The organism is Nocardia sp. NPDC049737 (genome assembly GCF_040674755.1).
Lineage (GTDB): Bacteria > Actinomycetota > Actinomycetes > Mycobacteriales > Mycobacteriaceae > Nocardia.
Genome location: NZ_JBFANH010000015.1, coordinates 44,349 through 56,213, shown reverse-complemented (window position 1 = coordinate 56,213; position 11,865 = coordinate 44,349). Strand labels below are relative to the sequence as shown.

14 protein-coding genes are annotated in these 11,865 nt (G+C 66.4%); 7 read left to right on the top strand and 7 right to left on the bottom strand.

Annotated elements, in window-relative coordinates; all coding sequences use genetic code 11:
• The first annotated feature begins 22 nt into the window (after positions 1 to 22).
• Positions 23 to 502: a dethiobiotin synthetase gene (locus AB0J47_RS20825; RefSeq protein WP_364348041.1), complete on the top strand. Its 480-nt coding sequence runs from the start codon at positions 23 to 25 to the stop codon at positions 500 to 502.
• A gap of 235 nt (positions 503 to 737) precedes the next feature.
• Here AB0J47_RS20825 and AB0J47_RS20820 read toward each other — a convergent pair whose 3' ends face one another.
• The gene (locus tag AB0J47_RS20820; protein ID WP_364348039.1) at positions 738 to 1,919 is read right to left on the bottom strand and encodes a DUF4173 domain-containing protein; all 1,182 of its coding nucleotides are present in this window, start codon (positions 1,917 to 1,919) and stop codon (positions 738 to 740) included.
• A gap of 436 nt (positions 1,920 to 2,355) precedes the next feature.
• On the opposite strand from AB0J47_RS20820, the gene AB0J47_RS20815 reads away from it, so the two are divergent.
• Entirely contained in the window at positions 2,356 to 2,622 is a 267-nt protein-coding gene (locus AB0J47_RS20815) for a hypothetical protein (RefSeq protein WP_364348036.1), read from the top strand.
• Positions 2,623 to 2,704: 82 nt separating this feature from the next.
• Here the strand turns inward: AB0J47_RS20815 and AB0J47_RS20810 are convergent, their stop codons facing one another.
• Positions 2,705 to 3,817 carry an ATP-binding protein gene (locus AB0J47_RS20810; protein WP_364348033.1) on the bottom strand — a complete coding sequence of 371 codons (1,113 nt, stop codon included), beginning with the start codon at positions 3,815 to 3,817 and terminating at the stop codon, positions 2,705 to 2,707.
• Positions 3,814 to 4,515, bottom strand: coding sequence for a response regulator transcription factor (locus AB0J47_RS20805; protein ID WP_364348030.1), 702 nt, complete (start codon positions 4,513 to 4,515; stop codon positions 3,814 to 3,816). Before AB0J47_RS20805 ends, AB0J47_RS20810 begins: the two co-directional genes overlap by 4 nt.
• Positions 4,516 to 4,686: 171 nt before the next feature.
• Here AB0J47_RS20805 and AB0J47_RS20800 point away from each other — a divergent pair, with 171 nt between their 5' ends.
• Positions 4,687 to 5,391 (top strand): S1 family peptidase, encoded by a 705-nt coding sequence (locus tag AB0J47_RS20800; protein WP_364348027.1) that lies wholly within the window; start codon positions 4,687 to 4,689, stop codon positions 5,389 to 5,391.
• 132 nt (positions 5,392 to 5,523) lie between these two features.
• Here the strand turns inward: AB0J47_RS20800 and AB0J47_RS20795 are convergent, their stop codons facing one another.
• Positions 5,524 to 6,414: an alpha/beta fold hydrolase gene (locus tag AB0J47_RS20795; RefSeq protein WP_364348024.1), complete on the bottom strand. Its 891-nt coding sequence runs from the start codon at positions 6,412 to 6,414 to the stop codon at positions 5,524 to 5,526.
• A gap of 123 nt (positions 6,415 to 6,537) precedes the next feature.
• Between AB0J47_RS20795 and AB0J47_RS20790 the strand changes: the two genes are divergently transcribed.
• Positions 6,538 to 6,927 carry a VOC family protein gene (locus AB0J47_RS20790; RefSeq protein WP_364348021.1) on the top strand — a complete coding sequence of 130 codons (390 nt, stop codon included), beginning with the start codon at positions 6,538 to 6,540 and terminating at the stop codon, positions 6,925 to 6,927.
• 266 nt (positions 6,928 to 7,193) lie between these two features.
• Here the strand turns inward: AB0J47_RS20790 and AB0J47_RS20785 are convergent, their stop codons facing one another.
• Together AB0J47_RS20785 and AB0J47_RS20780 are read right to left on the bottom strand one after the other, a co-directional pair.
• The gene (locus AB0J47_RS20785; protein WP_364348018.1) at positions 7,194 to 7,772 is read right to left on the bottom strand and encodes an HdeD family acid-resistance protein; all 579 of its coding nucleotides are present in this window, start codon (positions 7,770 to 7,772) and stop codon (positions 7,194 to 7,196) included.
• A gap of 67 nt (positions 7,773 to 7,839) precedes the next feature.
• On the bottom strand, positions 7,840 to 8,250 hold the full coding sequence (locus AB0J47_RS20780) for a VOC family protein (protein ID WP_364348015.1): 411 nt from the start codon (positions 8,248 to 8,250) through the stop codon (positions 7,840 to 7,842).
• Positions 8,251 to 8,450: 200 nt separating this feature from the next.
• Here AB0J47_RS20780 and AB0J47_RS20775 point away from each other — a divergent pair, with 200 nt between their 5' ends.
• Entirely contained in the window at positions 8,451 to 9,437 is a 987-nt protein-coding gene (locus AB0J47_RS20775) for a glycosyltransferase family 9 protein (protein ID WP_364348012.1), read from the top strand.
• Between the two features lie 7 nt (positions 9,438 to 9,444).
• Here AB0J47_RS20775 and AB0J47_RS20770 read toward each other — a convergent pair whose 3' ends face one another.
• A complete protein-coding gene (locus tag AB0J47_RS20770; RefSeq protein WP_364348009.1) occupies positions 9,445 to 9,768 on the bottom strand; it encodes a metalloregulator ArsR/SmtB family transcription factor in 324 nt (107 codons plus the stop codon).
• Between the two features lie 182 nt (positions 9,769 to 9,950).
• Here AB0J47_RS20770 and AB0J47_RS20765 point away from each other — a divergent pair, with 182 nt between their 5' ends.
• Together AB0J47_RS20765 and AB0J47_RS20760 are read left to right on the top strand one after the other, a co-directional pair.
• Positions 9,951 to 10,637, top strand: coding sequence for a M23 family metallopeptidase (locus AB0J47_RS20765; protein ID WP_364348006.1), 687 nt, complete (start codon positions 9,951 to 9,953; stop codon positions 10,635 to 10,637).
• Positions 10,638 to 10,790: 153 nt separating this feature from the next.
• Positions 10,791 to 11,864, top strand: coding sequence for a hypothetical protein (locus AB0J47_RS20760; RefSeq protein ID WP_364348003.1), 1,074 nt, complete (start codon positions 10,791 to 10,793; stop codon positions 11,862 to 11,864).
• Position 11,865: the final 1 nt, after the last annotated feature.

The window sequence follows — 11,865 nt, the reverse complement described above, 5'->3', positions numbered from 1 at the left end:
ACCAGCAACTATCGTCGACTTCATGGCTCGTGACATACCTGCGCAGGTCGCGGTGTGCGGACCGCGTGATTGCACGAACACCGAGGCCGAATGGGCGGCGGAGGTGGGACGGCTGCTCGCCGCTGCCGGTGCCACCGTGCTCTGCGGCGGCGGTAGCGGCGTCATGGCGGCCGTTGCCGAGGGGGCCTCCGGGATGGGCGGTCTTGTCATCGGGGTTCGGCCTGATACCGACCGGTCCGCCGCCTGTCGCGGTCTGTCCGCTGTCCTGTACACCGGTATGGGCGAGGCCCGAAACGCCATCCTGATTCACTCCGCCGACGCCGTCATCGTGATCGGTGGACCCTGGGGCACCCTCTCCGAACTCGCTTTCGCTCACCACCGCGGCACCATCACCGTCGTCTCCCTCGGCGGCTGGCAACTTCACGACGCCAGCGGAAGCCCCATCCCCGCAGCACAACTCGCCACCGATCCCGCCGACGCCGTGCGCCGCGCCCTCACTTAGGCCGCGAAACATTCAGCGCTTCGGCGCACTCAGCGCCCGCTGCGCCCCTGCGACATGGGGACAGATCGCCGAAAGGTCGGCGTGGGCCGACTTCGGGGGTTCGGACTCTGATGGGCGCGTACGGCTTGGCGACCGGCAGCTGAGTTCGGTGGCCCGGCAACTCTGCCTGTCCCCGGCAGTCGCACGTGTCCGGTCTGGCGCATGTCGCCATCGCCGGCAACCAGGCACGAGTGTCCTAGCGGGCACGGGCGCGAGACAGGTTCCAGCTCTGCCACGCGTCGTCGTCGAGACTAGTGCGGATGGGGCCGAATATCTCCGCCCGTTGCGGCTGCGGAAGCCGCCCGACGGCAGGGAGGATATCGGGCGAGAGTCTGCTGAGGTAGAGCGTGTCGAGGTTACCGCCGTGCTCCCAGCGGTCGATATTTCGTTCCGCGACAAGGCCTTCCGGGTTCAGCAGGGCCAGCGCGAACAGCGTCGACATGGCGGTGCCGATGGCGGCGCGCGGCAGCCAGGTGCCGTCGAGGCGCAGCACCGCCGCGATCATCAGCAGGTACACCAGACCCAGCCAGAGTTCGCACACCTCTACCAAGAGGCGCATCACGGTGAAGCCGTAGGCCTGCTGGTAGGTCCACATGCGACCGAGGGCCGAGGCGACGATGATCAGCGTCAGCACGCCGATCGCGGACAGCAGGATGCGCAACCAGGCTCGGTCGGCGGCGCACTCCTGTGTGGCCCAACGCAATACGACGGCAATTACGGCGAGGGTAAGGATGCTGACGATCGAGAGCTGCCAGAATCCGCTGCGCGCGTATTCGGCGTAGGTCAAATTCGCGGTGCGCTGGACGTAGTCGTCACCGCCGAACAGCGCGACGAACTGGGCGGCGACGAAGACCGCGAACAGGATGGTCAGCGCGCCCACCGGCAGTGCCCATTCCAACCGTCGCAGGCATCGGCCGGATGGCGCGCCTGTCGCCGCGGCTCGCGGACCCGCAAGCAGATACATCGCCCCGACGCTGCCGAGCCCGAGTACCGCGAACAGCGCGATCCACTGCACGACCGATGCCGCGTCGAGCTTCGGCGTCACCGCGTCGAGCAGCTTCGCGAATGTCGCATCGGCGCCGCCCAGCAATGGCACGAAAACCGCCAACAACGCGAGCGTCACCGCAACCGATATCCCGGCTCGCCACGACCGCCGCGCCGGACCTTCGCCGATCCGCCCGAACGCCGAATACACCCACGGAACGCCCGCAACAGACTCGATCGGCACCGCGATCACGTCGTACCACGCGCCATATACCGACCGTCGGCCGACGACAGCCAACGACCCGGCCACCGCGGCCGCTACAACACAGAGCGCGAACAGCCACCCCGCGGCCCGCATCGCCCCCACGGCCAGCAGCGCCAACGCCAGGATCATCCACCAAACCCGCCCCCAATTCGCAGTGCGGACACCAAATCTCGGTACGGCTCGATCAGCTTCCGCACCGCCCTCTTCCAGCCTGACCCCACCCCCGGCACCGACCGAAACCTCGCTCCCTGGTTCATGTTCGGTTGCCTTCGCAACGGGCAATTTCGGCGAATTCGGGATCGGCACCGCATCGTTGTCCACCGAACCGCTGCCGTGCGCGTCAGATCGATCGGACTCCGCGCCAGCATCTTTGAGCAACATCCGACCACCGGGCGCCTCAGGAGCCGAATGTCCTGGGTCACGCTCCCTCGCCTCGGAGCCGAGCGCATGATTTGTCGGCACGGCCATTTCTGCCGTGTGACGTGCACGGCGGTCCACCGTGCATACCGCGGCCGCCGCCACCGAGCCGGCAAGTACCCAACCGATCCCAGGCCGGTCCAGCGGAATGAACACCGCGCCCGCGAGACCTGCGATACCCGCCGCGGGCAATACGCCCGGCGGGCAGGCGATGCGCCGCCATCTCGGCAGTTGTACCGGCCAGGGTCGCGGCGCGGGCAACCCGGAGTTCGGCGGCGGAAGTGGCGCCATGGTTGGCGGCGCACTCGATGGCGGACTTATCAGCACACTCGACGGGCTCGACGCATCCGCTACCGACTCGGCTCGTACGCTCGGCTCCGATATCGCTTCGGGCGGGGTAAGTGGTTCGGGTTGATCTGGCATGAGTGGGCCCTCCTACGGGTGTGCGGGATCGTCCCGGGACCGCATTGGTCCGGGTTACGGAAAAGTGGAATGCGTTAGGGGGCGGGGAGAACCACGCGGATGCGCGAGCCCGGATCGGCGACGGCTATGGTGCCGCCGTGTAGGTCGACTATCCAGCGGGAGATGGCAAGACCCAGTCCGGTACCGCCACCATCGGTGCGCCCGCCGCGGGTGAAGCGGTCGAAGATGGTGGCGCGCTCGGCGATCGGGATGCCGGGGCCTTGGTCTTGGACGTCGATGACGAGACCGCCGCGGTCGACGCGGGCCTCGATGCGGACTTCGCCACCGGCGGGTCCGTGGCGGGCCGCGTTGTCGAGCAGGTTGAGCAACACCTGATGCAAACGTGCACGGTCTGCGAAAACGCTTGCGCTGCTCGGTTGCACGTCGGTGCGGAAGCGCACGCCGCGCCCGAGCGCCGCGGCGGCCACCTCGGCCTCGGCGATGACCTCGACCAAAAGCGGTGTGACGCTGATTTCTTCGCGGTCCAGGGCGCGGGCGCCGGATTCGATGGTGGACAAGTCGAGCAGTTCGCCGACGAGTCGGCCGAGCCGTTCGGTCTGGGCGAGTGCGGTGCGCAGGGTTTTGTCGTCGGGTTCGGATACACCGTCGACCATGTTCTCCAGTACCGCATTCAGCGCGGTGATCGGGGTGCGCAGTTCGTGCGAGACATTGGCGATCAGGTCGCGGCGCTGTTGGTCGGCGGCGGCCAGGTCGGCGGCCATCTGATTGAAGGCTGCCGCCAGTTGCCCGACCTCGTCGCGTGAGCTGGCCCGCACCCGGCGGGTGTAGTCGCCCTGCGCCATCCGCTTGGCCGCCGCCGTCATCTCGCGCAGCGGCCGAGTGGTGCCGTGCGCGAGGATCTGCGAGGTGATCAGCGCGATCACCGTTGCCGCGATCGTCGTCTTCGGCGGCAGCCAGCCGATCCGCAGCCGGAAGAACCCGAATGCCACCCCGGCCGACCCGAGCATCAGAATCGCGAACTTCAGCTTGATCGATTTCACCGGATCCAGCGGCCGCGGCAGCACCTCCGCGACCGCGGCCGATATCGCACCCAGCTTCGGTGAAACGGCCGCACGCCACTGCGGCCCCGCCGCACCAGCACGTACGCCATCCTCGATAGCGCGATCCCTACCGGACTCTGCACTCATCGCGCGTCCAACGCGTAGCCGACACCGTGCACCGTACGGATCACGTCCGCGCCGAGCTTGCGGCGCAATGCCTTGATATGACTGTCGACCGCCCGGGTGCCCGCGGCGTCGGCCCAGTTCCAAACCTCTTCGAGCAATCGTTCCCTGGCCAGCACGACGCGGGGGCGTCGTGCCAGCCGAACCAGCAAGTCGAATTCCAGCGGAGTGAGTTGGGCTTCGATATCGGCGCGCCACACCCGGCGCTGGTCCACATCGATGCGCAGATCACCGACGATGATGGTGGCGCCGTCGCGTTCGACGGCACGGTCCATGCGGCGTAGCAGGGCATGGACTCGCGCGGCGAGGACACGAACCGAGAACGGCTTGGTCAAGTAGTCGTCCGCGCCGACGCCGAGGCCGATGAGCTGATCGGTTTCGTCGGTGCGTGCGGTGAGCATGAGGACCGGGATCGGGCGCGCGGCCTGAATGCGACGGCACACCTCGAGACCGTCGAAGCCGGGCAGCATCACATCCAGCACCACCAGATCGGGCACGACCGCCTCAGCCGCCGCAACCGCCCCTGGACCGTCATGGGCCAGATCGACGGTGAACCCCTCGGACCGCAGCCGCACCGCCACCGATTCCGCGATGGTCACCTCATCGTCGACCACTAGAATCCGTCGCGCCGCCTGCCCGTTGCCCGCCCCGTGCTGTTCCATGAACCGAAACCCTAGCCACCCGCTGTGGAGAGAACCCGCACCAATTGTGGAGATTCCGTGTGCACCGCGGACGGCGGCGGCTCGACGGCGGAGATGACGACATCAAACCGTGTCCCACCTGCAACGAAAGCGAAGGTCGAGAAGTGGCGACCACGGCGGACAGTTAGCGACATGGTTGCCATGGGCAGGATCGGGATACGCGTGCTCGTGGCCGCGATCATCGCGGTCATTGCCCCCTCAGGGCTCCCTGGTAGCGCGACGGCCGCACAAATGGCGACAATGGGCGGCGGCTCCGGGATTCTGCTCGACGGCCGAGCGGTATGCACCCTCACCACGGTCGGCTACGACAGCGCCGACCGGATGGTCGGGCTCACCGCAGGACACTGCGCCGAGATCGGTATGTCGGTCCAGGCCGAGACGCAGGGAGCGGGCGTCATCGGCACCGTCGCCGCGGTCAACCGCAACAACGACTTCGCCGTCATCGAATTCGACCGCACCAAGGTCACGCCGGTTCGCCAAATAGCGCAGACCTTCATCGGCGGCATCGGCGCACCGCCGCGACCGGGCGATGTCGTCTGCAAAAACGGCCGCACCTCCGGCTTCGACTGCGGTGTGGTGTGGGATGCGCGCGACTGGTGGTTCCAGAGCCAGCTCTGCTCCAGGCCGGGCGATTCGGGCGGGCCGGTCACGCTCGGCGACCGCCTCGTCGGGATGAATATCGGGCATATCGGGCTGATGGTGCTCGGCGTGACCGTCTTCGACATCGCCTGCGGCACGGCGGCGGTGCACGATCCGGCCGTGGCGATCGAGATCGGCGTAATCCTGGGTGAGATGGATCGGTCAGGTGGCGTCGGTGCCGGGTTCCGGCCCCTCTGAGATCCTCGCGAATTGCACTGGCTGACGAACCACATGCTCTCCCAGGTCCGCCGCTGAACCCGAGGCTTCCTCCTCGGGAATAAGTATCGCTCCCAAGCAGGCCGAACCACTACCGGTGTTCACCTGAAGGCGTCATCCGTTCAACTCGGCAAGCAGAAAGTCGCGGGCGACGCTGGACGCGCGTTCGAACTGCTCCTCGTAGACGGCGAAGTGGGAACCTGGAATCAGCGCCAGATGTTTGGGTTCCAATGCCTCGGCGTAGCTCTGCAGCGCGATATCGCTCGGCGTCAGGGTGTCTTGATCGGCGATCACCATCAGCAGTGGCGTCGGAGAGACGCGCCGCAGGAAGGCTTCCGGGGCGTAAGACTGGAATTTGTCGACACTGGAGAGGGTGACCTCGTTGCGCCACGTGGGGATCTGCGGGCCGTTGGCCATCAACCAGTTGTAGACCTCGATACCGGGCATGGCGACCAGTTCGGTGGGATCATCGGAGGCCGCCTTGATCGTCTGATGTGGTTTGCCCGACGCGCGGGCTTGCCGGTCGGCGGCGATAGCCGCATGGACCGCAGGCAGCATGATGGACGGGACCAGACTGCGGAAGTTGGCCCAGCCGTTGGTGAGCGGCACCTGCGACACCACCGCGCGCACGCGTCGATCGGTCGCCGCGACGACCAAAACGTGGCCGCCCGCGAAACTGGTTCCCCAGATGCCGATGCGTTCCGGATCGATGCCCTCCAGGGTCTGCGCGAACGTGATCGCGTCGCGGTAGCCCTCGATCTGGGCGACGGGGTCGACCTCGTACCGCGGTTCACCATCGGAGGTCCCGAATCCAGGGTGGTCGTACACCAGACACGCCAGGCCGGCTTTGCTGAATACTTCGGCGAAAGGGGCAACCCATTCCTTGACGCCCGCGAAGCCGTGTGTCATCACCACCAACGGGACGGGGCCCGACGCCTCTTCCGGTCTGAACAGCCAGCCCCGCAATGTCACTGCGCCACTGGTGAATTCGATATCGACCCGCATTCGATGCCCTCCATTACTTCCGTCCTGTAACGAAGGTACGGCGTGAATGACGCCGTGTCGAAGGCCGTGCGAGCCAGCAGATCAAGCCCCATGCCGTGCGGCGGGCTGGTTACCATGACGAAGATGCTGAGCAACGCACACATCGAAGCCCGCATACCCACCAAGGATCTGGCCCGAGCCCGCAGCTGGTACGCCGAGAAACTCGGCCTCGAACCCGTCGAGGAACGCGAGGGCGGCCTGCGCTACGAAGGTGCGTCGGGCGTCTTCTGCCTATTCGCCTCCGCCGGTGCGTCCGACGGCTCGTTCACCCAGATGGGTTTCTACGTTGATGACATCGAAGCAACCGTCGCGGGCCTGCGTGCCCGCGGCGTGGTGTTCGAAGAATACGACGGCACCGTGAACGGGATCATGGACATCGAGGGCAACTATCCGAGCAAGGGCCGAGCCGAGCGGGGCGCGTGGTTCCGCGACAGCGAAGGCAATTTGTTCGGCATCGGTCAGGTCATCCCTTAGCTGCGCACCATCCGCGATCGGTCGCGCGGTCGGGCCCGATCGGATCGATAGTTGATATCCCCGCGCGACGCTAACACCGACTCGTACGGTCACGCCGCGGGGAGGGAAGCGACCCCAGATGATCGGGAGCGACACCCGCGTGGGCGTGGTTCCGGCCGGAGAAGCAGCTCACAGCGTGCGAGGTGAGCGCAGGCGAACATCAGTCCCCCAACGGAATACGCCTGCGGCCGCCGCGAAGAGAGCGACGGCCGCGGGAACTCGGAATCTCAGATCTGAGCGAGCTTCTTCGCATCCTTGCGGACACCGAACGAGGTGACGATCTCCATGATGCCCAGGATGATCAGCCACCACCCGGCGACCAATGCCAACGTCGCCACCGACGCGACCGGCCACACGATCAGCACCACACCGCCGATCGCGGTGATGATTCCGAAGAGACCCTCCCAGACCCGCCCCGGCAGCGCGGGCTCGGAGATCGCCGCCATCAGCAGCGCGACACCGCGGAAGAGCCAGCCGATTCCGATCCACAGGCCGAGTAAAAGAATTGATTCCAACTCGTCGCGGAAGCAGAACACACCGATGATGATCGACAGCACACCACTGATGAACGCGAGCACCCGGATTCCGGTGCTGGTGTGCGTACCGAATGCGGCCACCAACTGCAGGAAGCCACTCACCACCAGGTAGATGCCGAAGATGATGCCCGCGGCGACCAACGTCACACCGGGCCAGACCAGGATCATCACACCGAGGATCACCGACAGGATGCCGGTGACCAGAACCGTTTGCCACGCACTGCGCGCAAGCGACTGCAGAGGACCCTCTAGCACGCTGTTTGTCGTCATGACGTGATGTTAGGCCTTGCAGTATCAGTTTTCTGGAGATTTGCTAGAAGGACGGCCTGGGCAGCCGCTAGGCGGGTGCCGCGATATTGACCATCCACGCGATACCGAAGCGGTCCAGGCACATGCCGAATTCGTCGCCCCACATCTGTTTCTCCAACGGCACGGTCACCGTGCCGCCGGCGCACAGCTGGTCCCAGTAGCCGCGCAGCTCGTCGGCGTCGTCACCGCTGAGACTGATCGAAATGCTGCTTCCTGGTTTGTATTCCATACCGGGCGGGGTATCCGATGCCATCAGCGTGAATCCGCTCGGCGTTTCCAGCATGCCGTGCATGATCAGCTGCGCGCCGGGCGCGTCCTTATCCCCCATATCCCCGAAAGTCTGCATAGTCAGCGTGCCGTCGAACACATCGCGATAGAACTCCAACGCGGTGCGGGCCGAGTCGGAAAAACTGATGTACGGGTTGAGTCGGGAGGTCATAGGAACGCTCCTTGGTGGTAGTGGCCGCCATCGCCGAGGCTAGTCCCCTGACTCGGACAGTGGGCTCGATAACGGGGTACTCGCTCACGTTTATCGCCGAGGGGGCTCGGGTAGTCATCCCTAAGTGGCTCTCGTCGTGTGCACCCATGAGGTGAAGCGGGTGGGTCGGGTTCGCGATCTCGGGTGGCTAGGAGAAGAGGGTGGCGGTTGTTCTCGTGCTGCAGGCACGTGGCCTCGGTGATCTGCTCACCGCGGTTCCCGCGTTGCGCGCGCTGCGACGGGCGAAACCGCGCGATCAGATCGTCCTTGCCGCTCCGCATCGCCTGAAGCCCATCGTCGACCTCATCGCCTCCGTCGACTCCATGATGCCCACAGCCGATCTCGGCGACCTGCGCTGGGATGCCCCCCAACCCGCACTGGCGGTGAATCTGCACGGACCGAGCGCCGAGAGCATCGTCGCGCTCACCAAGACCGATCCCGGCCGCATCCTCTCCTACCGCAATCCGGCCTTTCCGGAGCTGGAGGGCCCGGAATGGCAGGCGGATATGCATCACGCCGAGCGCTGGTGTCATCTGCTCGAATCCGACGGCATCGTCGCCGATCGCCGCAATCTCGGGCTCGTCCCGCCGGTCGCGACCACCAGTCGTCGCGACTGCGTAGTGGTGCACGTGGGCGCGGGCGCACCGGCTCGTCGCTGGCCGCCGGACCGGTTCGCCGCGGTCGTGCGGCATCTGCTCGTGCTCGGTCGCGAAGTGGTGCTCACCGGTGACCCGTCCGAGCGCGATACCGCGCTGAATATCGCCGCTCGCGCGGGCCTACCCGTAGGCCGGGTGCTCGCGGGTGAGCAGAACCTCATCGAACTCGCCGCCACGGTCGCCGAGGCCGCGCTCGTCATCTGCGGTGATACCGGCGTCGCGCATCTGGCCACCGCCTTCGGAACCCGCACCGTCTTGCTGTTCGGTCCGACACCGCCACGCTGGGGTGGGCCGCCACCGCATCTCCTCGGCAGGCATGCGGTGCTGTGGGCCGGTCAACTCGGCGATCCGATGGCCGATACGCCCGACCCCGGATTGCTGCGGATCGGCGTCACCGAGGTGATCAGCGCGGTCGACAAGCAGCTCGCCAAGCGGGCGTGGCCGGGCAGTGGAAACAATCGCGGGCGTACAACCTATCGCCGCGTGGGTTGACCACCGTTCAGGCATTGCCCCCGGCGCGGGCGTCGCTCAAGGCTGCGGCGTAGGCCGCCAGCGCGCTGGGCCAGAACCGCTCCAGGTAGTCACGGGCGTCGCCCAGTCCGCGAGGGTCCAGGAAATACAGCCGCCGATTGCCGTCCGGGCGCATCATCACCAGTCGGGCCTCGCGCAGTACACGCAGATGCTGGGAGGCCGCCGAGCTGGTTACGCCGACGAGTTTCGCGAGATCGCCGACCGACATCGGCGCGGTCGGCAAAGCCTCGAAAATGGCCCGACGAGTCGGGTCGGCGAGCGCCTCGATGGCCAGAACTCCATTAGTCGCCACTGAAACAGTGTGAGCGACTGCCCGCTGGCTGGTCAATTCCCCGCACTACGCGATTTCGCCAGGTAGATAACGCAGACACGCCGTGTCGTTACCTGGTCGTTATCGCCAACAGGTCTTTTCTCGGCTTGTGGCGGTTGCCACAGGATTACGAAACCCAAATGGCAGTCCCGTACGTTCTTGCCATGCCCGTGACCGTACCGTTATCTTATCGTCTCGGCGCGACTCGTTCCCGCCGCAACCGCGCCGCAACCCGGGTAGTAGCCGCGGCCGCAGCCGTCAGCGCCTCGCTCGGCGTCTTGGCCGCCGTGGAGCCCGACGCACTGGCCGGAAAGACCGACCAGTCGACCGACCGGACCGGTGACACCGTCGCCTTCACCGCGTTCACCCCACGCGAGGCCCAGATGCCGCAGACCGTTCCCGAGGCCGTGAGCTGGGAGCACAACCGCATCGCCGCCGAGGCGGCCCGGCCGCGCACCGTTCGTCCCATCGAGGGCATGCTGACCTCCAACTTCGGCATGCGCTGGGGAGCGCTGCACGCGGGTCTCGATTTCTCCGACCCCATCGGGACCCCGATCGCCGCGGTCACCGACGGCACCGTCATCGAGGCAGGTCCGGCGTCCGGCTTCGGCATGTGGGTACGGGTGCGGCAGGATGACGGCACCATCGGCGTCTACGGCCATGTGAACGACATTCTCGCCACCGTCGGTCAGCAGGTGCGCGCCGGCGATGTCATCGCCACCGTCGGCAACCGCGGCTTCTCCACCGGCCCGCACCTGCACTACGAAGTCCACTCGGGCGACGGCGCTCCGATCGATCCGATGCCCTGGCTCGGCGCACGCGGTATCGCCGTCGGATTCGCCTCGGAGTAAGGGCTCCGTATCCGATTCGGCCACCGGCGCATTCGCGATTCGATGAGGGAATAGCGAATGCGACCGGTGGTCGATTTCTAGCACCCGGGTATTACCCGCATATGGCGCCGCAGCGGGACGTGATCGTGCGTCGTCGATTCCTACCGTCGGATCATGCCGACGACCGATAGTCTTTCCGCCCCTGGCGAGTCCGCGCGCCACCGTCGCCCCGCCGTCGTCCCGGACCTGCCGGGCGGCGGTCGCCTGCATCGCCCCCTGCTGTGGATGGTGGCCGCGATGGCTGCGCTGGTCCTGTTCTCGGCCGGTGGCATGGCATTCGACGACCGGATGCTGCTCGACGAATCCGTATGGCTCAAACCGTTCAAATTCGGGCTCGCGTTCGTGCTCTATGGCATCACCCTGGCATGGCTGCTGTCATTGCCGCACAGGGGAAGTCGGGTCACCTGGTGGATGGGGACGGTGTTCGCGATCACCGGATTCGTGGACGTCGGGTTCATCGTGGTGCAGGCCGCGCGCGGCACCTACAGCCATTTCAACAGCGAGACCGATGCGGTGAATTCGATCGGTCAGCTGGTGTTCGCCTCCGGCGTGCCCGGCTTGTTCTTCGCGAATCTCGTTATCGTGCTGATCCTTTCATGGCAGCAGCTGGTGGACCGGCCCACCGCGCGGGCCATTCACGCCGGACTCGGCCTTGCGGTCGTGGGAATGGCACTCGGGTATCTGATGGGGTTCACGGGAAAACAGTTGGTCCGCGACACCGACGGCAACGTGGTCGAGTTGGTGGCCGGACATACCGTGCTGGACAACCCGTCGCTGGACGCGCGTGACGGTGTCGCCGGCATGCCGATCACGCACTGGAGCACCATCGGCGGTGATCTGCGGATCCCGCATTTCCTCGGGCTGCACGCCATTCAAGTCTTGCTGCTCGCGGTTGTCGCGCTGACCTGGTTGGCGCCGCGCTACCAGTGGCTGCGGGCCGAACGCACGCGCGCCGCGTTGATCGGTGTATTCGCGTCGGGCTATGCCGGACTGCTCGCCATCGTGTTCTGGCAGGCGATGCGAGCCCAGTCGCTGGTGCATCCGGACGGGCGGACGCTGTTCGCCGTCGGTGTATTGATCTGGATGGTTGCGCTACTGACCCTCGCCGTCTACTGGCGGGCGCGCGCCCACGGCCACAATGCCCCGAGCGCCGTGCGACTGTTCGCCGCGGGCACGCGCGTTCACTAAG